This window comes from Jeotgalicoccus halotolerans (assembly GCF_003387165.1).
GTDB lineage: Bacteria > Bacillota > Bacilli > Staphylococcales > Salinicoccaceae > Jeotgalicoccus > Jeotgalicoccus halotolerans.
This window is the reverse complement of sequence record NZ_QUMW01000009.1, coordinates 13,677-39,808: the sequence shown is the minus strand read 5'-3', so window position 1 is coordinate 39,808 and position 26,132 is coordinate 13,677. Positions and strand designations below refer to the sequence as shown.

The following is a 26,132-nucleotide window of genomic DNA, read 5'->3' as shown; positions in this document are numbered from 1 at the left end:
GTCATTCCTCCTAATTAACGCGAAATGCGTAAATTTAAGCTAAAATTTTTTCATTGGGAAACAATTCTTCCAATGGTTCGTTAAGAATTTCTGATAACTTATATGCCATGTCTAACTTCGGCACGTAATTCTTATCCTTTTCGATGCTGTTGTAGTAGGACGATGTTTTGTACCCTAACTTCAATGCAACGTGTGTCTGCGTGATACCTTTAGACTTGCGTATTTCTTCTAGTCTATGAGCCATTTAAACCCCTCCTTCCATTTAGTCGTCCATATCATGAATGATTCATCGCAATGACTTAATGTATTGATGCGTGGCTCATATCATCGCTCACTCTCGCTAGTCATTCATCATATCGCCGACTAAATTTTAATGCGTAATGCGTAACTCTTGATTAGTATTATACTGACGCATTTCGCGTAAGTCAACACTTTTATTACGCTTTTTGAAAAATATATTTCTCTTAACGCATTAAAAGGCTACAATTAGCATAAATTCACATATGAAAGAGAGCATGAATATGGATGTAAACCGATTAATCTCATTAAGGGAACGCAAAGGCTGGTCTAAGACTGAAGCAGCGAGACGTTTAAATATAGCTACGAGCACTTACTCCGGCTATGAATACGGTCATCGTAAGCCTGATAATGATATGTTAGTAGAAATATCCGAGCTCTACGATGTGACTACTGATTACTTATTAGGTAAAAGCGATGTTGCCAATGATCCATCCGACGACTTCGACGCTTTCATGTTTGAGGATAAAGAAGCGTTTGATGCCCTGCCTGATGATGTAAAACAGGAACTGATTAAAGAGATAAACGATAAGATTGAGTTTTTAGCATACAAGCAGAAGAATAAAGATAAGTAATTGGGGCTATGCCCTATTATTTATAGATTGCAATTACATATATTAGAATTAGAGGGGGATTTTGAATGTCAGAAGAAGAACGTAAGCAACAGAAGAAACGGGGCGGTTGTCTCAAATGGGTATTAATCATTTTCGGTGTACTCATTCTATTAGGCGCTTGTGGTGCGCTATTAGGTGGTGGGGATAACGCTACTAATACGACTCCAGAAGAAGCTACCAAAGAATCAGAAGAGCCTGCAGAAGAAGTGGAAACGGAAAGCGGCGAACAAGAAGAATCTGCAGAAGAAGATGAAGAGGTAGTTGAAGAGGACGAAGCTGTTGAAACAGTTGGCATCGGCGAAACATTAACTGTTGATGATATTGATTTTACTGTAAATGATATGTATCAACAAGATAGCGTAGGTGACGTTATAGCTTCAAATGCAAACGATACTTATCTAATCTTAGATGTCTCCGTGACAAACAACCAAAATGAGGCAGTAACGCTCATGGATAGTTACTTCAAGATAGTCGATGGCGAAACAGTATTTGAACCAGACGGCACTGCATCAATGACAGCTAACCAAGCGATTAGCCCAGATAATTTAGGACTACTCGCAGAAGAAATAAATCCTGGATCTTCACGAGATGCATTGATTGTGTATGATATAACTCAAAGTGTCATAGACAGTCAAAGCAAGCAATTGCAAGTTCAGTCCGGAATGTTCGGTACTGAAACAGGAATCATAAATCTACAATAAGTAATACACCAGCTGACCACTGGAAGAATGAACATATTCAAGGTGGTCAGCACTTTTTTAAACTTCAAACCGAACATATGTTCTAATTTAAGGGGTTTTTACATGAGAATTGAAGATAAAGTAAATGAAATCGTTGAATTATCAATATTAGATGTAACGGATTTATCAGTAGAACATCTCTCTTATATGTTCGATGTCCATATTTTATATAATCATCAATCTAACTTTTATGTTCAGAAAGCCGGTGTCGATATTATCGGTTTAAAGTTTGATAAACGACATGAGATGTTTAAAGCGTTCTGTCATGAAGCCGGTCATATGTTTTTACATGCGACCAATCAAAAGGAGATGCCGCAAACGTTTAACCAGCTGCAGGAAGCAGAAGCTGAGAAGTTCGCCCTACTCTTACAATTACCGGAGAATTTAATCATTAAGAATGGATGGTATGAACCAATCGATTTAATGAAGGAATTTAACGTGTCTGAGGAAGTCGCGATAAAAAGATTACAGATGTTAAAGAGTCGCGCGGAAGTCTTGCAACTGCAATTTTAGGAGGGAATACAATGCCTGTCTATGAAGCAAGTAATGGTACGTGGTATGTGAAATTAAGTTATATCGATGAGTTCGGAGATAGAAAGTATAAGACAAAGCGGAATCTCCCGACACGGGGTAAAGCTAGAAAGTGGGAAGATGAGTTTTTCATCAAGCTGCAGGAAGGAGAATCGTCAGACTACCTATCGTTTACAGTCCTGTCTGAACATTATATTGAGTGGTATTCCAAGCGGAGAAAACCATCTAGTATTAAGACGATAAAGAACTATGTCAATAATCATCTAGATCCGTACTTTAAGAAGATGAACGTCTACCGTATGAGTACGAAAGATATATTGAACTTTCACGACCACATGACAAATAAGATGTTCAGAGATAAACCGTTGAAGAAAGGCTATATCCAGGATGTACACACGGCGCTGAGCAGCATCTTAAATCACGGAGTAAAGTTCTATGACTTGAAGAAGAATGTTGCAGCACTGGCAGGGAATATCGAAAATGACGAAACACCGAGTTGGGATTACTGGACCTTGAATGAATTTGAATACTTCTATAATCAAGTGGACGACATTCTAATTAAGACATACTACCGCCTACTCTTCTTTAGTGGACTGCGACACGGAGAACTTCGCGCGCTTACCTGGAATGATGTAAACCTGATTGATGGCTATGTCGATATTAACAAGACGAATTACAACGGCAAGGTGCATACACCAAAAACTAAAACATCTATCCGAAAAGTATATATCCCAAAACATGTGATTAATTTATTACATGAATATAAAATATGGTACAAAAGTGAAAAGGAATATAAAGATGATTATGTAGTGTTTGGTAATTTCTATAAATCGTATGGGGAAAGCACAATACCGAAAAGGTACGATAAGATAATGGATGAAATTGATTTAAAAAGAATTAAGACACATGAGTTTCGACATTCACATGCTTCTGATTGTATTAACCGGTTAAGGATGGATCGTGAAACTTTAGCAAAACGCTTAGGACATTCTTCATCAATTACGATAGAAAAAATATATGGTCACTTGTATCCGAGCACAGAAAAAGATGCCATTTTAGACCTTTAAGGGGTCAGAAAGGGGTCAAACGGGGGTCAACACAAAAAGAAAAGGCTCAACCACTAGGGTTAAGCCTTGTATAGCGGAGATGGAGAGATTTGAACTCTCGCGCCGCGCAATGCGACCTATGCCCTTAGCAGGGGCACCTCTTCAGCCACTTGAGTACATCTCCATATGGCTCCACAGGTAGGACTCGAACCTACGACCGATCGGTTAACAGCCGATAGCTCTACCACTGAGCTACTGTGGAATAGTATGTATGTTTCAATCGAACATTATTCATTATAGCAACGAATATTAACTAAATCAACAGTATTTTAATATTTATTAAGTTAAATTTACAACATTGATAAATAACTATCCCTTTTCTATTATCATAGTCAGATTTTATTGATTTGATCAATACCTCGCATGTATTTTAAATAGGTTTCTCTCGCAGCTTCGTTAATATACTGCATTTCCTGATGCTGTTGTTCATAAGAAAATTTCGAAGCTTCATCTTTGCGGTAAGTTTTTTCTTTAGCCAGATTAAATTTATAATGCAATTTAACAGCATTTAGATACTGATTATTAAAAGAGCTGTAGGAAATGTCTATTTCCATTTCTTCATTATTTTCAAATTTAATTTTTGTATTACCATTATAATCATAATAACTGTCGATGTATCGTAGATTAAACCAGCAGTTTTCATTAACCCGGTCTGAATGTGTGCAGAAATATATATATGAACCGAATAAGTCTAAAATAATTGGATGCTTAGAACGTATACCAGATAAACTTCTCGTTAAATCTTTGCGTGATGCGTAAGTTTGAAAATGATATTTACAGTTGTGCTCCAAAACTTTATTAGGTATAGAAAGGCATTCAATAGGTTCTCCGTAAAGTTCCCCTATCAGACTTTCTGTATAGCGACCGAGTGACTTAGCTACAATATACATCGTTTCATCATTAATAATATAATGCTGCCGGCTCATACTTTCCCTCCCTGTATTCTTCATTACAATCAATATAACACAGAATGATTAAAATGTTAACTATTAATATATAATGTTGTCTATTGTTTAATATGAGGTGATAAAAGTTAATTATCAGAAAAAAAACAATTTTACGATTCTCATTATCATTGACCTAAATGAGAATGTGGTATATAATCTGGTTAAAGATAGTTTCGAGAGGGGTAATTTCATATGGGCAGACCAGTTTATCCTGCAAATCAATTAAGAGGCTTCATCAACACAATTAATGACTTATCAGCAGATCTTGTTTTGCAAGAATCCATGTATCATTTTAATGTACAATTATATAGAGCAAAAATAGAAGAATCACTCATCGAGAAAGACGAAGAGAAATTCATAAAGTACACTAATTTACTGAAAGAACTGTAAATGGAGTACATAATACAAAGCGCTCGGCCATGATATGGTCGGGCACTTTGTATATCGAAGAAATTTCTACTTATAAGAAATTAATTATCATTTGAATACTTGTCCATCTGACCTATAATTTCATTATTCTCTAAATAATGAAATCCACTCCATTCAGAGTATTCTTGTCCTGTAATTTCTCCTTTTATAAATTGTTTTTCTCCAATACAAGTCCAAAATACACTTAAATCTTTCTCTTCTAATAAATATTCTAAAGCAGTCTTTCTAATTACTAATCCAGTCCCTTTTTTTGAGAGCTCTCGATCAAAAGCGACTAATTCATTATTGTTATTATAGTAATAACCATCTATCTCCCTTTGTTCTAAACCTAGTTTATTAATCAAATAAGCACTTGGTATTGTGAAATTCGTACTCTCTTTCTGTGAAGCATCATATTGTTGTTCCCACAAAAAATGTAATGAAGTTGGCAATATATCAGCGACTTTTTTCTTTATTGGTTCTGTTACTGTTTCAGTAACTTCTTCCAAAATAAATTCATCATCAGAATTAAAATATGGTTTCATGAAAGTATCTTCTTTAGATTCAAACTTTCCTGTATCTTTTTCATATTCAATCCACGATTCACTAACAAGATCTTTTATACCTGGAGCCCAAGAATATTCACGGTTAAATAATTCATATTTTGAAGAATAACCCTCTGGAAACCATCTCCCCATGAAATTTTTTGTATCTAAGTGTTGTTTTAGACTATTTAAATCTTTTGTCGGAACAAGATAAGCTTGTGAAATTGTCCATATTATTTGTGTATTTTTTCTCGTTCTATAATCATCATGGATATATTTATCTTTTTTAGTATACTCTTGATGTTGATACAAGACTATCCATTCATTATCGTCACTGTCTGTAATTAATAGTTCTTCGTGATTTTTCTCAAATGAATCATCTTTTTTCTCTGTCCATAGTTTTATATTTTTATCACTATAGTCATTTTGTATAAATTTGTTATCATCATTTATAAATTCATTAAATATTGGAATATCTGTTGGTTCCATATTGTTTAGATTCAGTGTAGGATCAAAATCTCTAACATAGGGAATCCAAGGTCCATTATATGTCAAATTTTCATCCCAATAGTTCTCTAATTTATAAGTATCAGATACTTGGGCGAGTATTTGATACATAGCAATCCACTGATACTTCTTACCGATTCTTTCTGTTTTTTGATGATTATGTCTTGAAAAATCTCTTCTAGTTAATGAAGAATCATAATGTTTGAATAAATCATCTTCGTAACCAATTTCTTTAATTATTTCTAAAGCATACTTGTACAAATGATTCACATCAATATCTTCGAAATTGCTTAATGCAGATTGAAATTCATATCTTCCAAAATCTCCATACATCATTTGAGATTTGTCAGGAGCCATTGAAGATGCTATAAGGTTCATTCCTTCTTTAAGTTTATTCTTATCAACCTCTTTTACAATGATTGGGATTGGTGTTGATTTATACGGTGGTCTCAACTTGGTTAGGTCTATATTCAAACTATTATCAGGATACAAGTAAATATATCTTTCTATAATTTGTCTAGCGTAGTCTCTACACAAAATATCGGGATACACTAAATCTTTGTCAAAAATTTCTCCATATACATACAATCCTATTTCTTTATGTTTTTCCTTCGTCATTTGTTGACTCTTCATACACACTCCATATACAACACTATAAATTCTTTGATAAACGTAAGGATCGTTTACTTTCTCAAACTGTTTTAATAATGGCAAACATAGATTTATATATTCTTTTAGTATTTCAATTATAGCTTTCGTTGCTTTATCTCTAATATATCTATTAGAAGATGTTAAAGTCCATGAAAATAAAGTTACTAACAAATCCACTTGTTTTTCATTAAGCAGTTCAACACTTTTTGTACTTTCACTATAGTACTCAATAAGTTGAATAAGTCTGAAATTATCACTTAAGTTATTAATATATATCGTCCATATATAATCTCTGTCTGCTAAAGGTAATTTAAATAATATTGAATGTAGGTATTCTGAATTAAGTTCGTGATTTATTTTGAGACTATTCTCGATTAATATATCAAATACTACATCAGATTCCACTTCAGCAATTTTAAGATATTTCCTAAAAATATCAATTTCAACATCTTCAGAATTTCTTAAAGAAAAAGACTCTATAAATTTAGTAATGATATATTTTTTTTCGTCATTATCCTTTAAATTCATTATTACATCAATACACTCTTCATTAAATTTCTCTCTATACAATGCTGTAGTGATTACAAAAATATTTATATTTTTGTAATTCATTATCTTTTCATCTTCTATAGCCAACAATTCATCGTGTAAGTATTTTCTCAAATCATCTTGATCATCATACTTATCTATAATCGTCTTAGCATATATAAATTCTTCTAACAGATTATATCCGAATCGATAATGAAGTTCTCCTTGAGAAGGTACTTGTAATAATATTCCATTACGTTTAAGAATAGATATCAATAATAATTTTTGTTGGGCTAAACCATATATATCCCAGAATTTTAATTGTAGTATTTCTTCTTCGCTTATACTCAGTTTATCGTTTTTTAAATGAATAGCTGCAATTTCATTTATTATTTTTTCTATTATAGATATTGTTCCACCGGATCCTATCTTATCTTGTACTTCTCGATCAACATATTCAATATACCTCTTTAATAAATCAGTAAAATTCACTTGATTTCCATCATATACTTTGCAAAACATCGTTAAGAAAAGTGGGTTAATCATATTAGAGTCAAAATAATATGATGGAGAGAAAGGAATATTATTGTGGTTCAAAAATTCTTTTATTGCAATAATACTATTATTATAAAAACCATGATGCTCAATTTCAGTAATGTTTTTGTCTATAATATTATCTTGCACAGATTTGCTAAATAAGATATCTTCAAAACCATTACGTATAGATATTGCTAGACGTATATTTTCAAAATTATTTATCTTATCAATTAAAGCTTGTAAGCCATTACTCCAAATTTTTGTACTTTCACTTTCATTTATTGCATCTATAAAAATATACGTATATTTTTTACTTACCTCACCGATGCTTTCAAAAATAGATAGTAACTCATCGAATTCAAAAGATAATTTTAAAAAGCTCATTACTTGTTTCTCAATGTTATCTGTTCCCAAAAATGCTTGCCCAGGTAGCATAATAGCATGCTCATCTTGATTTATTAATTGATTCAATTTTTCTGATAAAAGTTGGCTTTTACCAGTACCCATTGCCCCTTTTATAATAAGCGATTTATTCTGTATAAGACTTCTTTCTTTTTCTGTGATGGTTAATAGATCTGGAAATAGTAATATTTCTTTAAGATTGAATATCTTATTTCTATTTTTCTCTCTTGAATCCGACGCTTCAAGACCTTCAATTTTCTTACTGATATCTTTTAAATCAGCTTCAAAAAATGATACTAATTCATGATTCCACTCTAAGCATTCTAAAACATTAGAAGTATTGACTGCTAATGTTTCTACTTTATATATTATTCTTTCAATCAAATGATTATAATCTTCTACTCTGTATAATAGACTTTCTAATGTATCTATAGCGGTTTCTAATTTTTTGTTAATCAATTCCACTGTCTTATTATTCATAAGAAAGTAGTTAAAAAGATTTTCTGTTTCAGTTGTTATATTAAAAAGATTATTATATCTCATCTCCATAATATCTAAACTTATCTTTCTTTGTTGTACAAACCATGATTTATCAAGAAAATTTTTATTAAAAAATTGTGTGGTTATAATAGGTTTATCTCGTATCGAATCTAATATAGCGTTATTTGTAATTAATTCAATAGTTATGCCATGTTCTTCTAATAATTCTACTATTTTAATAAAAGATTTTGCATCTTTATTAATTTCAGTATTACTATATAGATAGACTGTATCTAAATCTTCAGAATAATGTTTAATTACTTGATCCATCGAACTTTTAATCTGACTATAATCAGTACGATATTTGAAATATTTCGATTGGAAACTTATAATATTTCCTGTGTCTGAGTGTTCAACAGGAGAGACTTCTATTCCTGGATGATTTGGTTTTGAGTTTAGAATCGTATCTTTGCTAAGAAATTGTTGCTGAAACAGTAGTCGACACATATTCTCAAATGCTTGCGTTGTATTATTATTGACTATCTCAAAAGTTGACCAATTTAAATCGTATTCTTTAATAATCATCATTTCATGTCTCCTAATCACTTTAAATACAATTAATTATCAATATTTTAGACTTAATTACACTAATCAAATTTAAAATCTATTAATTTTAATTTCCGTCATTATATCATGACAAATGATACTATTACTGATAAGAAATTCATATATTCCATCTTATTTTATACTTTCAACAATTCTCACAAATATAAGGAGCCGGTGCTTCCCAGCGCCGGCCCCTCCAAATCTCTCTTATGAAATTAAATCTAAAAATTCTTCTCTCGTAATCCGTCCTAAATAGTGACTAATATCCACATCTTTAATTGCCTCAGCAATATGCTCCCGGTTGTGTTCCACACCGATCAGCAGATTTTCTATATCCACTACCTCTCCTACGCCGAAGAAGTCGCCGAAGATTTTCGCATGTTCGATGCGGCCGCCTTTAACTTCCAATCTCACGTCAAGCAAGCCTGCATCGTATTTGTGAGAGTTATCGTAGTTATATTTAGGGTTTTTGCCGTAGTTCCATGCCCATGTCTGATATTTTTCTTCAGACAGCTTGTTAATCTTCGCCCAGTCATCGTCTGTCAGTTTATATTCCTCAACGTTTTCCAGTCCGCCGAATATATTCGCAAGTATTCTCTCTTTAAATTCTTCTATATCTATTTTTTCATCTAAGTAGTCATTAATGTTTCCAACACGCGCACTGACCGATTTAATTCCTTTGGACTGGATTTTTTTCGGGTTTACTTTCAAGGCATTCTGTACTTCTGAAATATCACTCTCAAGCATTAAAGTGCCGTGCGAGAACATACGTCCTTTTTGTGTAAACATCGCGTTCCCCGAAACTTTCTTCCCGCCTTCAATCTCAATATCATTCCGCCCCGACAGTTCAGCATCCACACCCATTTCTTTTAAGGCTTCAACAATCGGCTGCGTGAATTTTTTAAAGTTGTGGAAGCTGTCACCGTCGTCTTCTGTAATGAAGCTGAAGTTCAGGTTGCCTTCGTCATGATATACTGCTCCTCCGCCCGACACGCGTCTTACTACTTTAATGCCGTGTTCTCTAATGTACGGTTCGTTAATTTCTTCAATTGTATTCTGATTTTTTCCGATAATGATCGACGGCTGGTTTACATAGAAAAGAAAGTAAGAGTCATCCGTCGGAATTTCTCTTAGTATATATTCCTCCATCGCCAGATTAATCATCGGATCTTTGATGTCGTTGTTTGAAATAAACTTCATTGTATTTTCCCCCTGGTACATAATAAAAGACCTGCCTCCATTATAAAGGAAGCAGGTCTTAAAATCATATTTTTACTTATTTAATATTTTTTCTGCAGTATCTTTTGCGGTCTGCACACAATCCGGCAGTCCGACTGCATAATGCGAGGCACCGATTAAGTGCAGTCCCGGATAGTTTTCTGCTGCGTATTTTTGAATATCATCAATAATATACTTATGTCCGACAAAATAATTCGGCATCGCATTCATCATCCGCGTTACAATCGTGAATTCTGGTTCCCCGTCGAGATCCATAATTTTATCGAGGTCCTCTCGTGCCAGACGGACGATGTCTTCATCCGACTTCTCATGGACGATAAAGTCACCGGGGCGCCCTACATAAGCGCGCAGCAGTGCCTTGCCTTCAGGTGTCGAGTGTTCCCACTTCTTATTCGTCCATGTACACGCAGTAATCGATGTATCCATATTGCGGCTGATTACGAATCCAGTACCTTCAATCGTATTTTTCACCTGTTCGGCATCAAAGGCCATTACAACTGTCGCAACACTCGTTGCTTCCATATGCTTGAAGTACTCAAATTCTTTATCTTTAAACCAGCGCTTGTACTGGAAGTGCGGTGTCGTGACGATGACCTCATCGTAATGATGCGTGCCGCCGTCAGCTGTAAGGTCGTAGCCGTCTTCAGTTTTTTCAATCGCAGTGACATCGAAGTTAAAGTGAATCTGGCCGCCGCGTTTTTCGTTTTCGCTGACCAGCCGGTCGATAAACGACTGCAATCCGTCTTTAAACTGAAGAAAAGCACCAGTTTTCTTCTTCGGAGCTGCGGGCCTATCTTTTTTCTCAGCCATCAGGCCTTTCATCAGGCTGCCGTATTCTTCTTCGGTCTCTTTGAAGTTAGGATACGTCGACATTAAGCTGAGTTTGTCGATATCTGTACCGTAAACCCCTGCTAAGAGCGGTTCGATCATATGTTCCAGAAGATCATCCCCGAAACGCGCACGGAAAAATTCTCCTACTGAAATATCTTTATATAACGGCATGGCAGGTTTTAGAAAATCGAGTCCTGCCCGCAATTTTCCCGTCCAGGATACTAATTCTGTCGTTAAGAGCGGAGACAGCTCCATAGGTACACCGAGCATCGTGCCTTTTGGCACCGGTGACAGTTTATTTTTTGCATAGATATACGCCTGCCCCGTCTGGTTGCGGACCAGAGTGTCACCAAGTCCCACTTCATAAGCGAGTTCTGTCATGACTTCTTTACGCGCTAAATAAGACTCAGGTCCGAGCTCTATCGTATAGCCGTCCCGGATATGAGTATTGACTTTGCCGCCGGCGCGGTCCGACGCTTCGTATAAATCAACTGTCATGCCGCTGCCTTCTTTCAGCAGATAATGCATGGCAGACAACCCTGTAATTCCTGCACCTACTATCGCTACTCTTTTCACTCTTAACGCCTCTCTTATTACAATTTAATTAATTCGTTCACCATAGCCTGAATGAAACGTGAATCTGTATTCGGCATTGCCGGTCTGTGATATACCGCACCGATTTCATCCGTTACCACTTTACATTCATAGTCGTTATCGTATAACACTTCCAGGTGCTCACACACAAAACCGAGCGGAATGTACACAAAGTGCTTGAAACCATGTTTGTTGTACAGTTCGCGTGTTAAGTCCTGAACATCCGGTCCAAGCCATGGATCCGGTGTGTTGCCTTCCGACTGCCAGCCAACAAAATAATGGCCTTTGTCAAAGCGTGCTTTAATTAAATCTTTAGTTTCCACAAGCTGATCCGGGTAAGGATCGTTATGCTCCTTAATTTTCTCCGGCAAGCTGTGCGCGCTGACTACAATCGCAGTTTTATCCGCTTCGTCGGCAGGGATTTCCTGGTCGAAAGTTGTTTCCAATGCATCAACCCAGAAATCGATAAACGGCTTCTGCTCATAAAATGATTCTACCGATTTAACTGTAAGGCCGTATTTTTCCGCTTCTTCTTCCGCACGTTTATTATATGAACCGACAGAGAAGTTTGAATAATGCGGTGCAAGCACCACGCTGTATATTTCTTTAATACCCGCTTCACTGATTGCTTTCACAGAGTCTTCGATAAAAGGATGAATATGTTTTAAACCGATAAACAGTTCAAATTCATCATCGCTCTGTTCGTTTAAAGCATCAACTAAAGCTTTCGCCTGGCGTTCTGTCGTATCCGCCAGAGGAGAAATACCGCCGATTGCTTCATAGCGGTCTTTTAAATCCTGAAGTGCTTCTTCACTCGGCTTTCTGCCGTGTCTAATATGCGTATAGTACGGCTCGATATCCGATTCTTTATACGGCGTACCGTATGCCATTACTAATAGTGCTTTTTTCTCTGCCATTTAAAATCACAATCCTTTACTGTGTGTGTGTACTAATTCTGTCAATCGTTTTAAAACGTCCGGGCTGACTTCAGGGAAGACGCCGTGGCCAAGGTTAAAGATGTGACCTGTTCTGTTTCCTTCTTCAACGATTTTCTTCGCGCGTTCTTCTATAATTGACCAGTCCGAAAGCAGGAGTGCCGGGTCAAGGTTACCCTGCAGCGCTTTCGTAATCCCTAAGTCACGCGCCTCAGTAATCGACATTCTCCAGTCGAGTCCGAGCACGTCACTGCCGAGCTTGTCCCACTCTGTTGCCAGGTGGCTCGCTCCGACACCGAAAATAATAACCGGTACATTTTGCGCTTTAACTGCACTGATAATTCTCTTCATGCCCGGTGCAAGGTAATAGTTATAGTCCGCTTTATTAAGCGCACCGCCCCATGAATCAAAAATCTGAATCACGCTTGCACCTGCTTTAATTTGCGCAGTCAGGTAGGTAATGCTCGTTTCAACCAGCTTATCCATTAATTTGAACCATAAGTCCGGGTTCGAATACATCATTGTTTTCGTACGGTGGTAGTTTTTAGAAGGACCGCCCTCAATCATATAGCTCGCAACAGTAAATGGTGCACCGCAGAAGCCGATAAGCGGAACATTCAATTTTTCCTGCGTTAAAATCTGAATTGCTTTGTATACATAGTCTAAATCCTTAAACGGATCCAGTTCTCCAAGATTTTCAACGTCTTTTTCAGTACGGACAGGGTTATGTATTACCGGTCCTACTCCGGCTTTGATTTCTACATCAATACCGATTGGTGCAAGCGGTGTAATTATATCTTTATAAAGTACTGCCGCATCGACATTATAGTTGTCTACAGGTGTAGCCGTGAGATAAGCAGTGAGTTCAGGCTGTTTTGTAATTTCGATTAAAGAATACTTTTCTTTAACTTTGTTATATTCCGGCTGCGAACGCCCGACCTGTCTCATAAACCAAACTGGTGTATGTTCTGTCTTTTCTCCGCGTGCTGCTCGAATGAGTGTATCATTAAACACAGTGGTACCCCCTAATATTTATATGTTCATACATTATACATTTTATCATATTCTTTAGAACAATTATTAATTACGGTCAAGTTGTCAAAAAATCGTTCTATTTGAGATTTGTTTAACATTCTGTTATTTCAGGTATATACTGATTAACATATCAAAACAAGAGGTGAAGCACAGTGTATTTACACGCAACTACGGGAACGCTTGATTATCTTTCTTCCCTGCAGAAAAATAATCCTCATGTATCTATCAGTGCAAGAGGTCCGGAAGCAATTTTGTATTATGAAGATAGTAATGAAAAATCGATTTTCTCGGCGAATATGACTTATAAAATATTGAATGAACAGGGTTCTCTTGATGAAGAGCTACCATTATCTATGTTTTATATACCTGCTGCAGGAGACGGCACTTATTCCCTGAGAGGTCACTTAAGCGATCTTTCTGAAGAATTAAAAGCAGCGAACGGTGTGGTTTCTTTCAGAACAGGTCTGAATATTAGTGATGAGAATTATATCGTGCTGATTAAATGGGCAGATATGAGTATCTACAATGACTTTAAACATACTGATGTTTATAAAAAATACTTAACATCCGATGCCTTAAAGAAATTCCGCAATGAAGAATCACTGTTCGGCGACTTTTTATCATCGAAAACTTACTACAATATTGATGACAATGAATATACTGAAGAAGAAAAAGAAGAACTCGGCGACTAATCGCTGAGTTCTCTTTCTTTTTTATAGATGGCTTTCGATAAAACACGGTTAAGAATATAGCCCCAAACCGGGAAAGCCAGCACATAGTAGAGTTTGTCAGGATGCGTGATTGTAAACATAACAGCAAACAGCAGTGTAATTACAAATACGACTTTGTGTGAATATCTGATATAGCTGTCCTGGATATAAGTTCTCGATACCGGCCATACTTTCGGCCACAGGAGATAAGCCTGCGCTGTATAGATTTGCGACATCTGAAGCACGATTAAGTAAATACCGAACAGGCTGAAGATTAACGATACATACAAATTGCCAATCCAGAACATGGTAATAAAGAATAAAATAATGATGCGGAGCACAATCATCGGCAGATCATGATCGCGCATAAAAGAACGGTAAAATAAATATTCGTACATATATTTCTTATTGAATTTCTCCGCCTTCGGCTCCCACAGCAGTATATCGAGAAATCGTCTTCTCTTAAACGCCTTATCGATGCGTTTAACATTTGTAAACATACTGACCGTCTGGTAATACTGCTGAAGCGCTTCTTTTTCGTATTGCACATAATTCAGCCAAGACAATGTTTTAAAAGAACTCTTCTTCATTATGACGGTGAATATAATGATGAACAGAAGCCCTAAAGTAATAAGGTAAGGCTGAATCAGCACCAGCATCAGCGAGACAAAATTAATAATAATTAAGACTGCTGTGACAGCCCACTTTTTCCAGTCCGTATTAACTGAGAGACGTCTGATATTAAAGGCACTGAAATATAACAAAACAGCCATTAAAAAAAATAGGACAATCGATGTTAAATTGTGACCGATTGAAAGGAGAATCAGCACTGCTACTGATGTAACTGCCGGCAAGGCAAGACCGAGTGACAGGCTGTAAATATCCGCACGCTTAAAGTAGGCCGTCATTCTTTTTTCATACGGCGGCAGAAACAGCATATCCGCTTCCTTTAAGAGTGTACGGTACTTCGGCTGCAGGACTGCTGCCATTAAGAGCGCACACAGTGTGTCGATGTAAATACTTGGACTGAGAGTTTCTCTTAAGCCGAGCAGCGTATACAGTAGCACACCGCCCGCGATCATTAAGAATACAAGGAAGTGACTGTTAAAAATAAATTTGCCGTAATAGCTCCTTATTTTTATATCTTCCTCCATACGTGTGTTAAACAGTTTACTGCTCATGACGTTTCCCGCCAGTCAGCTGGATATATACATCATCCAGTGTGCCTTCAGAGAGCCCTGTCTGCTGACGCAGCTCATTCAGTGTACCGTCTGCGATTTTACGCCCCTGGTCGATAATGATGTACCGGTCACAGTAGCGTTCTGCTGTCGCTAGAATATGTGTGCTCATTAAAATGGACCGGTTTTTATCGCGTTCTGAAATCATCAGTTCAATCAATGATTCAATACCGAGCGGATCGAGCCCTAAGAACGGCTCATCGATAATATAGAGATCCGGTTCTACGATAAATGCACAAATCAGCATGACTTTCTGCTTCATCCCTTTTGAAAAGTGGCTCGGAAAAGTATCTTCCTTATCCTCGAGACGGAAGCGTTTCAGGAGCGGCTCTTTTCTCGACTCCACTTCTTTTGGAGTCAAGCCGTAAGCCATCGCCGTCATATTGATATGTTCCCGGAGTGTGAGTTCCTCATAGAGAATCGGCGCTTCCGGAATGTAGCCCATATGTCTTCTGTAGGCTTCAACATCCGTTTCAATCGCAGTATCCATTACCTTAATATTACCGCTGTGCGGCCTGAGCAGGCCGAGAATGTGTTTAATCGTCGTACTTTTGCCTGCGCCGTTTAAACCGATCAGTCCGATAATTTCACCGGACTTTATATTAAAAGAGATATCGTGAATAACGGGCTCTTTTGAATACCCGCCTGTAAGCTGATTAATTTCTAATACCATCGTCTGACTTCCTTTTAAATAATTCTAATTATTTGTATACTGATACTTAAGTAAAACTATATCATAAGTTTTTAATGGAGGATATTGAGATGAATAAGACAATTTTTGAAAAAATTATCGACAGAGAGATACCCGCTAACATTGTATATGAAGATGACGATGTTATCGCATTTATGGATGCCTTCCCGATCGTTAAAGGCCATACATTAGTCGTACCTAAACAGCCGATTGAAAATATCTTCGACCTTGATGAGGAAACAGGCGCGAAACTCATGAGTGTAATTACTAAAGTTTCAACCGCAGTCAGAGATGCGTTTCAGCCTGCCGGTTTAAACGTTGTACAGAATAACGGCGCGTATGCTTCGCAGTCGGTATTTCACCTTCACTTCCATATTATTCCGCGCTACAAAGAAGAACACGACGGCTTCGGATATAAATGGGTCAGTGTTGAAGATGAGAACAACACACCTGAAATCCGTTCCGATCTTGAAGCGGCAATTAAAAATAAATTAAATGAATAATTAAGATTAAAGCAGGGTATATTATATTTGAGATAAAGGATGTGAATGAATATGAAACTTAAAAATATCGGTGTAGGATTCGCAGTCGGAATTACAGGCGGCATGCTCATATCCTTTTTAAATGCACCTAAATCAGGGAAAGAACTGCAGCAGTCATTAAAAAGAGGTTCCGGTGATTTAAAAATGCAGATGGACCAGCTTAAAATCGAAGGAGAAGAAATTAAAAACTCTTTCCTTAAAACGAAACATGAATCAAGCGAGGTCTTCTCCACTCTTGGTGACGAGGTAAAATCGATGATTTCAAACTTCCAGGCGGACATCAATCCGAACATCGAAAGGCTCCAGGGCAATATTGAAAATATTTCCAATAAAGCTGAAGCTGCGATGTCAGAAGCTAAAGGCGAAGACAAAAAAGAAGACAGCAACAATAACTAGCTGGTTAAAAAACAGAATATTTTTACAGGACGGTGTGTTTAAGTTTGTGCACTGTCCTTTTTATATGATATATTATGCCTTGTATATGCAACCGGGAGGAGAAATTTGAGAATGAAGAAGAAATTAGCACCAATTTTATTAGGTTTAGGTTTAGTAAGTCTCGCTGCGTGCAGCAATGATGGCGAAGAAAATACAGATTCGGCTTCAACAGAAGAAGGCGATGTAGAATTCGGCAGCGTTCTCGCTACGAGTGACGCAGGAGATGTTACAGCTGATGACGTTCTGAACCAGATTGGAACAAATCAGGTCGCAAACCAGACCTTCCAATTAGTACTGGATAAAGTTTTAACTGATAAATACAGTGAAGAACTAAATATGGATGAACTTAATGAACAGATCGATGCTGAAATTGAACAGTACGGCGGCGAGGAAAACTTCGCAATGATGCTCCAGCAATCACAGCCGGGAATGACTGTCGATACATACAAGCAGCAGCGCGTATCTAATGCATTAAACGACTTATACTTTGCTGATTACTTTGAAATCACTGATGAAGAAGCATTCGACAGCGTGAGAAAATCATCTCACATCCTCGTATCTTTCGCTGAAGAAGGCGAAGAAGGCGAAGAAGATGCTGAAGACGCTGAAGGTGAAGAGGACGAAGCGGCAATGACTAAAGAAGAAGCAAAAACAAAAGCTGATGACTTAAAAAAACAGCTTGATGACGGCGCTGACTTCGGTGAACTCGCGTCTGAGAACTCAGACGATACAGGCAGTGCCCAGCAAAATGGTGAACTCGGCTATGTAAGCAAAGGACAGATGGTTGAAGAATTTGAAACAGCACTATTCGAACTTGAGCCGGGCGAGATTTCAGAGCCTGTCGAATCACAATTCGGCTACCATATCATTCTTAACGAAGATGTGTCTCTTGAAGACACTCCTAAAGAAGAATTAGACACTATCAAAACACAGCTTGTAAACCAGAAAATCCAGGAAGATCCAAGCCAGGCACTGCAGGGTTACCGTGATCTTTTAGAGGAATACAACGTGTCGTTTGAAAACGAAGAAATACAATCTTACATTGAAGAAACATTCCTGAACGCTGATGAAGCACTGGAAAACGCACAGCAGGAAGACGCTGCAGCTGAAGAAGAATCAGAAGGCGCTCCAACTGAAGAAAATGCTGAAGAAGAATCAGAAAATGAAGAATCAGCAGATACTGAAGAAGACTCTGAATAATACTGAATATTACTTGACGCAAAGCCTGTGGCTTTGCGTCTTTTTGTTGCTGAAGTACGACACTGTTTCACCGTCGGGTTCCATCAAAGATTCAAAGGCGAAACCTCAGGTTTACAACGGCATTCCCTTGTTGTGAATCTGGGGGGCCCGGTTTACAACGGTACTTCCCTGTTGTGAATCCAGCCCTTCCGGTTTACAACGGCATTCCCCTGTTGTGAATCCAGCCCTTCCGGTTTACAACGGCATTCCCCTGTTGTGAATCCGAGGCCCCAGTATACAATTCCATCAAACAAAAAATCCCCGCATTTCTGCGAGGATCTACCAATTAGTAACTATATTAAAAGTTTTCCGGGCGATAAAAGTTGCGTGATTCAAGCGGGAAGATTCTATCTGTGAATTTACCCTTATCCGCCTTATCAATATGTTTGTCCATCATCATAATACGTGCATCAATGTTATCGATAAAGTGCAGAATTTCCGCTTCTTTAATCATCGGAACTTTCGGCGAACCATATTCAAGTTTGCCATGATGGCTCAGAATTAAGTGTTTCAGTATCATGACTTCTTCGCCTTCAATGTTAAGCTGATCTGCGACTTTCGTAATTTCCTCTGTTGCAATCACGATGTGGCCGATCAAGTTTCCTTCATTAGTATATGTCGTACCAATCGGGCCGCTCAATTCTTTAACCTTGCCAATATCATGCAGAATAATTCCGCTGAATAACAGACTTCTGTTAAGCGTCGGGTAAATTTCGCATAAAGAATCAGCTACACGGAGCATATAATATACATGATATGCGAGTCCTGACACAAAGTCGTGGTGGTTTGTCATCGCTGCCGGGTAGTACGAGAATTCTTTGCGGTATTTAGTCAGCAGCTGGCGCGTAATGCGCTGCAGACTGCCGTTTTCGATTTTCAGGCAGTAGTCTAAAATTTTATCGTACAGTTCATCGCCGTCAATCGGTGCTTTTTCTACGAAATCTTTCGCTTCCAGCCCGTCCTCAGGTGTCACAAGACGGAAGTTTGCAATTTTCATCTGCTTTTTGCCGCGGTAATCGATAATATCACCTTTAACTTTAATAAGTGTCTCCGGCAACAGTACATCGATATCTTTCTGCGTAACATTCCAGTGTTTCGCTTCGACTTCTCCTGTTTTATCCTGCAGCACGATTGTCATGTACGGTTTGCCCTGAGTTGTGACACCCTGCTGGCTGCGTTTAATTAAGAAGAATGTATCCACTGAATCTCCAGGCTGTAATGATGAAATATTATTCATTACTGAACCCTCCTACTTCGTTTTTTCTTTTAGTTTGATTGTTTGAGCAGATGGAATACTCGTATTTAAATTACATGTAAAGTACAGTACCTGGTCATCTGACTTACTTCTAAAGTAATCAAGTATCGTTTTCGTACGCTCGCTGTCGAAATGGACGAATGCATCGTCGATAATAATCGGCAGCTGATAGTAGCCTTTTAGTGCTCTGATAAGGCTTAAACGCAAGCTGATGTAAAGCATTTCCTTGGTCGACTGTGACAGTTCAAGCGGATGGAATACCTGTCCATTTTTATGTTTCACGAAAATGCCTTCGTCACTGTAGATGACATTAATATAACGGCCTTTCGTTACAAATTCAAATGTTTCCCTCGCCTCTTCTATTACTATCGGCAGTCGCTCATCTTTGATGGCTTTAATATGCGTTTCAATTAAGATGCGGATGTATGTCAGGGACATATATTCTTCAGCCAGGCTCTGCACGACGCCTTTACGCATACCGTAGAGGTGGTTCAGTTCACTCAGCTTGCCGTCACTTTCCAGAAGCTTGATTTCATTGTTGATTTTAACCAGTGCCTCTTGTTCCAGCTGAATCTGTTCATTCAGATTATCAAGCTGGGCACCGATATTATCTTCATCCGCTTTCAAATCTGCTAAGAGACGACCCGACAGCTCGTTTCTGAGGTCATAGTCGAAGTGTTCTTCATCCAGTTTGTCGCTTAGTTCTTTAAAGCGGTTGACATTGTTTATATACTCGCTGTGTTTTCTCGCGTAATAGTAATATTCTTCCTCGTCGTCCGCCTCCACATAATCCAGAAGCTGATTCAGCTCACGCTGCGATGCTGCATTCCGCTCTTCCAGTACTGTAATTTCATTTTCCAGAAGGTCCGCCTGTTCTCTGAGGCTGTAATACATCGCCTCATCTTTTTGGAGTTTCGACGACAGCTGACCTGCTTCATGGAAGATGGAAGTTTGCTTGTAATGAATACCTAAGGCACTCACTTCTTCACTTACACGTGTGTCAAAATCATTTAGATTTTTAGTAATATTATCTAGTTCCTGCTGTTCTCTGTTAATCTGATGACGCTTCTGTTTAATCTGGCGTATTGTGTATATTGCATCGACGATATATTTATCGTCAAGTTCGGGATTCACTTTCAAATTATGTTTCACTTCAGCAAGCTGAGTGTTTAAATGATCCTGATTCGCTTCGTTTACTGACAGCGTTTCTTTCAGATCATCCAGTTTAACTGAAAATGAATTGCGCTTCGCGCGCAGGCCTTTTAATTCCTGCCGAAGATCTTTAGCATCATCGATATCAAAGTCGATATCATATTCGTTTTTGAGGGCATTAATTTCATCCTGCAGCGTGTCAACTTCCTGCTGATAATCGGTCTTCAGCGTATCCTGTTCGCGATTATTCGTAATAACCAGTATAAACAGCGCTGCCGCACCCACAGCAAGCGAAAGTCCGCCGTATAAGTAGCTGTTGTTGATAATAAACATAACACCGATCGCTATTGCGATAATACTGATTGAAATAATCAGCGCTGCCTGCCAGTTCTTTACTCTGTCACGCTCGCGTTTTTCGCGTTCGTAATCTTTTTCAATCAGTTGATACATCCGTTTCTTTTCAACCAGTTCGAATTCACGGTCCAGCACTTCGCGTTTCTTTTTCATTCTGCCATCGTCAATCTGATTGCGTTCCGACTCTTCAATTTCGGCATCAAGCTGTTTAATATCTGCTCTCAAATGATCAATCTCACGAATTAAATACTGTTCTTCCAGCATAATTTCATCGTACTTTGACAGCAGTGACTGCACGGATTCACGCACGATATTCGAATCATCGACATCCGGATGTTCTTCCTGCCAGCCGATGTCTTTCTGCAGATTTAAAATCTCATTTTCAAGATTTACTGCCGAGTTTGATAAACGTACAGCTTCCATGTTCTGCTGTTTAATTTCAGGTTCTTCTTTTTGCAGTGCTTCAAGATAGCTGATCATATTTTTATCAGGGAGCTTCACATGCTGTATTTCAGCAATCAGTGTTTTAAGTTTCTCCTGACGGAGACCGATATCTTTGGCCGTCTGTTTAACATGGTTACGCAGTGATTCGTAACGTTCGATTCCCCGCTCCGGGAAGTTGACCGGTTCGATATTAAGCTTGCTCTCAAGCGCCTTCCAGTCTTTAATATCTTTATGATACATGACTTCTTTCATTTTCTGCTTGCGGATCATTTCCATCTGATTCAGTGCATGTTTTTTGGAATTTAAGCTTTCGAGCGTTTTAACCTGCTCATTAATAAATGTTTTATATTCTTCTTCATGTTTTTCAAGCCCGCGGATTTTTTCGCTTAAATCATTCAAATCCTGAAGCTCTGTATTAATAACCGGGTTAATGCCGTTTCTCTTGTACAGCATTTTAAGTTCTTTGTCGATGGCATTCAGCATCTCATCGTATTCGTGGGAGCCGAGCGCTCCTGCACGGAGCAGATATTCCTGCAGCTTGTCTTCAGTCATATTTTTGTGAATATCCTGAAGACCGAGCACATCGAACGAAAATATAGAACGGTATGTACGTTTGTCTATATAATTCATTTTTTTAGTGAGCCATTCCTCACCTTTAGTTGTACCATCTTTAAAGTACACCTTCACATCGCCCTGGACTTTTCCTTTTAGTCTTTCTATTTCCACGGGTTCCGGTTCATCTTTAAATTTTACTGTCAGCCTGCCGCCGTAAAGGTTATGCATACGAGGTTCACGGCGCGGCTCCTGTTCCTTTTTCGTTGGAAAACCGAACAGCACAGAATGAATAAAGGACATCATTGTCGACTTGCCGGCTTCATTTTCACCGAATATCTGAATGAAATCCTGATTTGTATTAAATTCCTGTTTAATTATTTTACCGTAGCCGTATATATTTACTGATAGGATTTTCATAATTTCACTACTTCCTCATCAACATTTTTAGACGATCTTCACCCATCTTTAGAAGTTCGCCCGGCGATACTTCACTGATTGGCGGCAGATAACGGTTAATGTTCGGATCCATATACATCGTATTAACCGCACTTCTGAATAACTCTTCATTATCTGAGTAACTCGTTTTAATATCTTTCAGCAATGCTATCTGCTCTTCATTATTATATGAGACATTAATATTATCAATCCAGACGAATTCAGAAATATTCACTTCATCTTCCTGGAGCAGTTCGATCAGTTCATTATAGTCGCTTTGAGAAATTTCATCTTCTCCGTCATAGTTCAGCTGAAGATTAACAATGTACTTGCTCTTCTCTCTCAGACTCTGTTTGAATTCAACAATCTGCTGATACAGCTCTTCTTTCCTCAGTGAATTTGTATCCAGTTCAAGATTTTCAAAAACCACTTCCTGTACAGGAACAAAGTTTGCCGATAAAGAAACGTCGTCCCCTTCGACAAGGAGAAAACCCTTTTCGCCGGTTTCATTTTTATGACGCCCCTGGATGTTGCCTGAATAATGAACCTGCGGTAAATCCGCCAGCTGCGACCGGATATGAATATGACCGAGCGCCCAATAATGGTACAGTTTGCTGTTCAGTGCTTCCAGATTAAATTCTGTATAGCGCTTAGCATCGTACTTTGTTTTTGCATATGTTCCATGCAGCATTCCGATATGAATACCCCGGTTATCTGTATTTGTCGGGTACTCATCCAGTTTGTTTTCATAGGATTCGTCCAGCAGATAGCTGAAACCGTGCAGATAAATCCGTTCACCCTTCGAGCTCAGCATTTCATAAGTTTCAACATTCTCTTTAAAGACGGACACATTATTCGGCCACGTCGTTTTAAAGCCGGAGGAAATTGGATCGTGGTTTCCGTGGATCATATAAACGAAGATGCCTTTTTCTTTTAATCTGTTAAATTCTTTTTTAAGGAATATTTCAGACTTCAAAGAACGGTTCGACTGATCGAATACATCCCCTGAGATAAGGAGGAAATCCACACCCTCTTTAATTGCAAAATCAATCATCCGGGTGACACTTTTATATGTACTTGTCATTAAAATTTCCAGTATATTGCTCGGCATCTTTGACCGGGATTTAAACGGACTGTCCAGGTGCAAATCTGCCGCATGGATAAATTTAACCATTAGATTCACCATTCCTTCAGAAAAAACTCTATTCTTCAACATTATAACAAAAAAGAGAGGCCGGCACGGCCTCTCAACTAATTTTTCTGTTTATTGATTGTTAATTTCATAAAGCTCTTCGATAGGCTTCATGATAACACGGTTTAAGTCCTGGATCAGCTGGCTCATTTTCTGTTCAGCTTCCATTAAACCTTTAATGTTTTCATCATTTTCAATTTCCTGTGCCGAGTTTTGAGCTTTTTGAATTTCTTCTTCTAAAAGTTCTTCACCCTGCATTTGTTTTTGCTGTAATGTCATTTGAATATCTCTGAAATCATCAAACAATTTTTTTGATTCAGCATCTTCGTTAACCTTGCTGTAAAGTTCCTTCATTTGCTGAAATTCTTCTGATTCGCGCAGTGCACTTTCAAGTGCATTCGCCTGATCGTATACATTAACCATTAATATAAAACTCCTTTTAGTTTGATAGTGTTACATTAACACAAATTTACTATTTAGAAAAACAATACTAATATGCCCTGGGCAATCCCAACAATTCCCCCGAGTACGTAGCCGAGCAGCATAATCATTTTGAATTCTTTATTTGCAACATCCATGACGAGAGATTCCAGCTTCGCCAGCTCAAAACTGTCAATCTGTTTTTTAATAACTTCCGCAAGCTGCAGTTTATTCATTATCTTACTCATGTTCTTGCCCGAATACTCGATAAAGTTATCCTTCAGTTTGTATTTGCCTTTTTCTTTGAAACGGATAAAAAGGTCTTTGTTGAAGTCTGTAATCGGTGTATTTAATATTTTTCTAATATCAATTTTCTGCTGCATTACTTCTATAATACTGTTTAAGATATTATCGAGATCTGAGTTCGTCACTAGTTCAGATAATCCGCTCTGCTTCAGTTTATTATACTCATCTTCTATGACCCGTGTTTCGATATTAATCATCTTCTCCTGCTGAATCAGTTTCAGCAGTTCAGTCTGAACGCGTTCAGTCATCGATTCTTTTGTCATCACGTATTTTAAACTGCGGGCAAGACGGCCTCTTTTTTCAGTGAACTCATCAACCATTGTGTAAATGTCATGAAATCCTTTGTCAGAAGAAATATACTGTACGAGTTTATCGTTAATATCATAAGCAAGATGAGATACTTTATTATCAATCGCATGGAGCGCATCTTCTGGCATGATATCATTTATCGTTCTGACGTACAATTTCCGTCCTTCTTCAGAGACTTTTGCACGTATTTCTTCATTAAATGAAGTAACGATTTTTTCTGTCAGACCCGGCGACAGACGTTCCAGGAAATAATCCGGAGTCAGCCGTTCGGTTTCAATCGTTTCTATCTGCCTGTCTATAAAATGCATTATTAATTTATCAGTTTCCGGACTTTTTAATTTCTCTTCGAAAACTTCCGGTGTTAACAGATGCCCTGTTATAATTTCACCAAGTTTCGTCGAGGCCTCATCCCGCCGGAGAGGGATTACTCCCGGTGTGAACGGCAGCCGTTTGCCGAACAGGTATTTTGCTTCATACGGCCTGAAAAGCATTTTAATTGCAATCGTATTTGTCAGACCGCCGATCAGCGCACCAATCAGCGCCATCATCATAATCTGAATGATTGGATTCATTATTATTTCACCCCTTATTCAACTTAATAACTATATATTACTTTTTATAGAAATAAAAGAAAAAGCACCCTCGCGGGTGCTGAAATTTATCGATTGCTTTTACGTTCGAAGTAAGTTCTTATTTCTCTTTCAATATATGATGCATGAACCGGCTGGTTATCTGCATTTAACACTCTATAAATTGAATTCGTTTTGTTGAATTCAAACTTGTAGCCATTATTTGATTCAAGCGTTTCCCAATATATATTTTCTTTTTCATAATTTGGGTATATTGCTGAGCCTCTTGATAAGACCTGCGTAAGTTCCAGTGGATCTCCGCCAAAAATATTCGTCAGTACTTCACTATCTCTAAACAGTGCACAAAGCGAGATACATGTTGTCCAGTTGGGTAATATTCGCTCTTTTTCTATTTGTACCAGCGTTTTTTTGGATAATCCAATGGTGTGGCTCATAGCATCCTGGGTGTATCCAGCCTCCGTTCGAACTATCTTGAACTTCGACTGTAGAATCTCTGTAAATTCCTGCTTATCCATTAAAATCGTCCCTTCACAGCACCGCGATTAAAAGTTAATCAATCATGCTTGTATATCAATTTAACCTGATATACATTGTAAATGATAGTGATTACAAATTAAAGAGATTATGAAAAAATTCACTAATTATTCACTATTGAACAAATTTTTTCATTCTACTTTAAATAAATAAAAGGAAGTATGAGAAACAGTGCAACACTGCCTTCATACTTCCTTG

The 26,132-nt window shown here is 37.8% G+C and carries 24 protein-coding genes and 2 tRNA genes; 9 read left to right on the top strand and 17 right to left on the bottom strand.

Annotation, left to right across the window (positions count from 1 at the left end):
- Positions 1-34 precede the first annotated feature (34 nt).
- The gene (locus DFR63_RS01375) at positions 35-244 is read right to left on the bottom strand and encodes a helix-turn-helix transcriptional regulator (RefSeq protein WP_115883966.1); all 210 of its coding nucleotides are present in this window, start codon (positions 242-244) and stop codon (positions 35-37) included.
- A gap of 277 nt (positions 245-521) precedes the next feature.
- On the opposite strand from DFR63_RS01375, the gene DFR63_RS01370 reads away from it, so the two are divergent.
- The 4 genes from DFR63_RS01370 to DFR63_RS01355 all read left to right on the top strand — a co-directional run bounded on the left by DFR63_RS01370 (position 522) and on the right by DFR63_RS01355 (position 3,249).
- Positions 522-872, top strand: a complete 351-nt coding sequence (locus tag DFR63_RS01370) for a helix-turn-helix domain-containing protein (protein ID WP_051239022.1) — start codon at positions 522-524, stop codon at positions 870-872.
- Between the two features lie 65 nt (positions 873-937).
- Positions 938-1,612, top strand: a complete 675-nt coding sequence (locus tag DFR63_RS01365; protein WP_026859388.1) for a DUF4352 domain-containing protein — start codon at positions 938-940, stop codon at positions 1,610-1,612.
- Positions 1,613-1,714: 102 nt separating this feature from the next.
- A complete protein-coding gene (locus tag DFR63_RS01360) occupies positions 1,715-2,164 on the top strand; it encodes an ImmA/IrrE family metallo-endopeptidase (RefSeq protein ID WP_162842252.1) in 450 nt (149 codons plus the stop codon).
- Positions 2,165-2,175: 11 nt separating this feature from the next.
- A complete protein-coding gene (locus tag DFR63_RS01355) occupies positions 2,176-3,249 on the top strand; it encodes a tyrosine-type recombinase/integrase (protein WP_115883964.1) in 1,074 nt (357 codons plus the stop codon).
- 74 nt (positions 3,250-3,323) lie between these two features.
- On the opposite strand, the gene DFR63_RS01350 is transcribed toward DFR63_RS01355, so the two are convergent.
- From DFR63_RS01350 to DFR63_RS01340, 3 genes are all read right to left on the bottom strand, one after another.
- Positions 3,324-3,412, bottom strand: a tRNA-Ser gene (locus tag DFR63_RS01350).
- A gap of 3 nt (positions 3,413-3,415) precedes the next feature.
- Positions 3,416-3,490: transfer RNA gene (locus DFR63_RS01345), tRNA-Asn, on the bottom strand.
- Between the two features lie 130 nt (positions 3,491-3,620).
- The gene (locus tag DFR63_RS01340) at positions 3,621-4,214 is read right to left on the bottom strand and encodes a competence protein ComK (protein WP_115883963.1); all 594 of its coding nucleotides are present in this window, start codon (positions 4,212-4,214) and stop codon (positions 3,621-3,623) included.
- Positions 4,215-4,427: 213 nt separating this feature from the next.
- Between DFR63_RS01340 and DFR63_RS01335 the strand changes: the two genes are divergently transcribed.
- Entirely contained in the window at positions 4,428-4,625 is a 198-nt protein-coding gene (locus tag DFR63_RS01335) for an IDEAL domain-containing protein (RefSeq protein ID WP_115883962.1), read from the top strand.
- Positions 4,626-4,705: 80 nt separating this feature from the next.
- Here DFR63_RS01335 and DFR63_RS01330 read toward each other — a convergent pair whose 3' ends face one another.
- The 5 genes from DFR63_RS01330 to hemE all read right to left on the bottom strand — a co-directional run bounded on the left by DFR63_RS01330 (position 4,706) and on the right by hemE (position 13,512).
- Positions 4,706-8,881, bottom strand: coding sequence for an NACHT domain-containing protein (locus DFR63_RS01330; RefSeq protein WP_115883961.1), 4,176 nt, complete (start codon positions 8,879-8,881; stop codon positions 4,706-4,708).
- 225 nt (positions 8,882-9,106) lie between these two features.
- A complete protein-coding gene (gene lplA, locus DFR63_RS01325; protein WP_115883960.1) occupies positions 9,107-10,099 on the bottom strand; it encodes a lipoate--protein ligase in 993 nt (330 codons plus the stop codon).
- Between the two features lie 72 nt (positions 10,100-10,171).
- The gene (gene hemY / locus DFR63_RS01320) at positions 10,172-11,545 is read right to left on the bottom strand and encodes a protoporphyrinogen oxidase (RefSeq protein ID WP_115883959.1); all 1,374 of its coding nucleotides are present in this window, start codon (positions 11,543-11,545) and stop codon (positions 10,172-10,174) included.
- 17 nt (positions 11,546-11,562) lie between these two features.
- A complete protein-coding gene (hemH, locus tag DFR63_RS01315) occupies positions 11,563-12,480 on the bottom strand; it encodes a ferrochelatase (RefSeq protein WP_115883958.1) in 918 nt (305 codons plus the stop codon).
- Between the two features lie 6 nt (positions 12,481-12,486).
- Positions 12,487-13,512, bottom strand: coding sequence for a uroporphyrinogen decarboxylase (hemE, locus tag DFR63_RS01310; RefSeq protein WP_115883957.1), 1,026 nt, complete (start codon positions 13,510-13,512; stop codon positions 12,487-12,489).
- Between the two features lie 173 nt (positions 13,513-13,685).
- Here hemE and DFR63_RS01305 point away from each other — a divergent pair, with 173 nt between their 5' ends.
- Positions 13,686-14,225 (top strand): hypothetical protein, encoded by a 540-nt coding sequence (locus tag DFR63_RS01305; protein ID WP_115883956.1) that lies wholly within the window; start codon positions 13,686-13,688, stop codon positions 14,223-14,225.
- On the opposite strand, the gene DFR63_RS01300 is transcribed toward DFR63_RS01305, so the two are convergent.
- Complete coding sequence (locus tag DFR63_RS01300) at positions 14,222-15,424, bottom strand: ABC transporter permease (protein ID WP_115883955.1); 1,203 nt, start codon at positions 15,422-15,424, stop codon at positions 14,222-14,224. The two genes, DFR63_RS01305 and DFR63_RS01300, sit on opposite strands and share 4 nt — an antisense overlap.
- On the bottom strand, positions 15,414-16,154 hold the full coding sequence (locus DFR63_RS01295; protein ID WP_115883954.1) for an ABC transporter ATP-binding protein: 741 nt from the start codon (positions 16,152-16,154) through the stop codon (positions 15,414-15,416). Before DFR63_RS01295 ends, DFR63_RS01300 begins: the two co-directional genes overlap by 11 nt.
- 89 nt (positions 16,155-16,243) lie before the next feature.
- On the opposite strand from DFR63_RS01295, the gene DFR63_RS01290 reads away from it, so the two are divergent.
- The 3 genes from DFR63_RS01290 (at position 16,244) to DFR63_RS01280 (ending at position 18,349) form a co-directional block, all read left to right on the top strand.
- Positions 16,244-16,675: an HIT family protein gene (locus DFR63_RS01290; RefSeq protein WP_115883953.1), complete on the top strand. Its 432-nt coding sequence runs from the start codon at positions 16,244-16,246 to the stop codon at positions 16,673-16,675.
- A gap of 51 nt (positions 16,676-16,726) precedes the next feature.
- Complete coding sequence (locus DFR63_RS01285; RefSeq protein ID WP_115883952.1) at positions 16,727-17,110, top strand: YtxH domain-containing protein; 384 nt, start codon at positions 16,727-16,729, stop codon at positions 17,108-17,110.
- Positions 17,111-17,221: 111 nt separating this feature from the next.
- A complete protein-coding gene (locus DFR63_RS01280; protein ID WP_115883951.1) occupies positions 17,222-18,349 on the top strand; it encodes a foldase protein PrsA in 1,128 nt (375 codons plus the stop codon).
- Positions 18,350-18,686: 337 nt separating this feature from the next.
- Here the strand turns inward: DFR63_RS01280 and yhaM are convergent, their stop codons facing one another.
- The 6 genes from yhaM to xdrA all read right to left on the bottom strand — a co-directional run bounded on the left by yhaM (position 18,687) and on the right by xdrA (position 25,915).
- Positions 18,687-19,625, bottom strand: coding sequence for a 3'-5' exoribonuclease YhaM (gene yhaM / locus DFR63_RS01275; protein ID WP_115883950.1), 939 nt, complete (start codon positions 19,623-19,625; stop codon positions 18,687-18,689).
- Positions 19,626-19,637: 12 nt separating this feature from the next.
- The gene (locus DFR63_RS01270; protein ID WP_115883949.1) at positions 19,638-22,565 is read right to left on the bottom strand and encodes an AAA family ATPase; all 2,928 of its coding nucleotides are present in this window, start codon (positions 22,563-22,565) and stop codon (positions 19,638-19,640) included.
- Between the two features lie 7 nt (positions 22,566-22,572).
- Positions 22,573-23,757 (bottom strand): metallophosphoesterase family protein, encoded by a 1,185-nt coding sequence (locus tag DFR63_RS01265; RefSeq protein ID WP_115883948.1) that lies wholly within the window; start codon positions 23,755-23,757, stop codon positions 22,573-22,575.
- 90 nt (positions 23,758-23,847) lie between these two features.
- Positions 23,848-24,198, bottom strand: coding sequence for a YlbF/YmcA family competence regulator (locus tag DFR63_RS01260; RefSeq protein ID WP_115883947.1), 351 nt, complete (start codon positions 24,196-24,198; stop codon positions 23,848-23,850).
- Between the two features lie 53 nt (positions 24,199-24,251).
- Entirely contained in the window at positions 24,252-25,382 is a 1,131-nt protein-coding gene (locus DFR63_RS01255) for a DUF445 domain-containing protein (RefSeq protein WP_115883946.1), read from the bottom strand.
- Between the two features lie 86 nt (positions 25,383-25,468).
- Entirely contained in the window at positions 25,469-25,915 is a 447-nt protein-coding gene (gene xdrA / locus DFR63_RS01250; protein WP_115883945.1) for an XRE family transcriptional regulator XdrA, read from the bottom strand.
- Between the last annotated feature and the right edge of the window lie 217 nt (positions 25,916-26,132).

Bases quoted from the DNA above. Each gene is read 5' to 3' on its own strand.
- DFR63_RS01375 (WP_115883966.1), bottom strand. From the start codon at position 244: ATGGCTCATAGACTAGAAGAAATACGCAAGTCTAAAGGTATCACGCAG.
- DFR63_RS01370 (WP_051239022.1), top strand. From the start codon at position 522: ATGGATGTAAACCGATTAATCTCATTAAGGGAACGCAAAGGCTGGTCT.
- DFR63_RS01365 (WP_026859388.1), top strand. From the start codon at position 938: ATGTCAGAAGAAGAACGTAAGCAACAGAAGAAACGGGGCGGTTGTCTC.
- DFR63_RS01360 (WP_162842252.1), top strand. From the start codon at position 1,715: ATGAGAATTGAAGATAAAGTAAATGAAATCGTTGAATTATCAATATTA.
- DFR63_RS01355 (WP_115883964.1), top strand. From the start codon at position 2,176: ATGCCTGTCTATGAAGCAAGTAATGGTACGTGGTATGTGAAATTAAGT.
- DFR63_RS01340 (WP_115883963.1), bottom strand. From the start codon at position 4,214: ATGAGCCGGCAGCATTATATTATTAATGATGAAACGATGTATATTGTA.
- DFR63_RS01335 (WP_115883962.1), top strand. From the start codon at position 4,428: ATGGGCAGACCAGTTTATCCTGCAAATCAATTAAGAGGCTTCATCAAC.
- DFR63_RS01330 (WP_115883961.1), bottom strand. From the start codon at position 8,881: ATGATGATTATTAAAGAATACGATTTAAATTGGTCAACTTTTGAGATA.
- lplA (WP_115883960.1), bottom strand. From the start codon at position 10,099: ATGAAGTTTATTTCAAACAACGACATCAAAGATCCGATGATTAATCTG.
- hemH (WP_115883958.1), bottom strand. From the start codon at position 12,480: ATGGCAGAGAAAAAAGCACTATTAGTAATGGCATACGGTACGCCGTAT.
- DFR63_RS01300 (WP_115883955.1), bottom strand. From the start codon at position 15,424: ATGAGCAGTAAACTGTTTAACACACGTATGGAGGAAGATATAAAAATA.
- DFR63_RS01295 (WP_115883954.1), bottom strand. From the start codon at position 16,154: ATGGTATTAGAAATTAATCAGCTTACAGGCGGGTATTCAAAAGAGCCC.
- DFR63_RS01290 (WP_115883953.1), top strand. From the start codon at position 16,244: ATGAATAAGACAATTTTTGAAAAAATTATCGACAGAGAGATACCCGCT.
- DFR63_RS01285 (WP_115883952.1), top strand. From the start codon at position 16,727: ATGAAACTTAAAAATATCGGTGTAGGATTCGCAGTCGGAATTACAGGC.
- DFR63_RS01280 (WP_115883951.1), top strand. From the start codon at position 17,222: ATGAAGAAGAAATTAGCACCAATTTTATTAGGTTTAGGTTTAGTAAGT.
- yhaM (WP_115883950.1), bottom strand. From the start codon at position 19,625: ATGAATAATATTTCATCATTACAGCCTGGAGATTCAGTGGATACATTC.
- DFR63_RS01270 (WP_115883949.1), bottom strand. From the start codon at position 22,565: ATGAAAATCCTATCAGTAAATATATACGGCTACGGTAAAATAATTAAA.
- DFR63_RS01265 (WP_115883948.1), bottom strand. From the start codon at position 23,757: ATGGTTAAATTTATCCATGCGGCAGATTTGCACCTGGACAGTCCGTTT.
- DFR63_RS01260 (WP_115883947.1), bottom strand. From the start codon at position 24,198: ATGGTTAATGTATACGATCAGGCGAATGCACTTGAAAGTGCACTGCGC.
- DFR63_RS01255 (WP_115883946.1), bottom strand. From the start codon at position 25,382: ATGAATCCAATCATTCAGATTATGATGATGGCGCTGATTGGTGCGCTG.
- xdrA (WP_115883945.1), bottom strand. From the start codon at position 25,915: ATGGATAAGCAGGAATTTACAGAGATTCTACAGTCGAAGTTCAAGATA.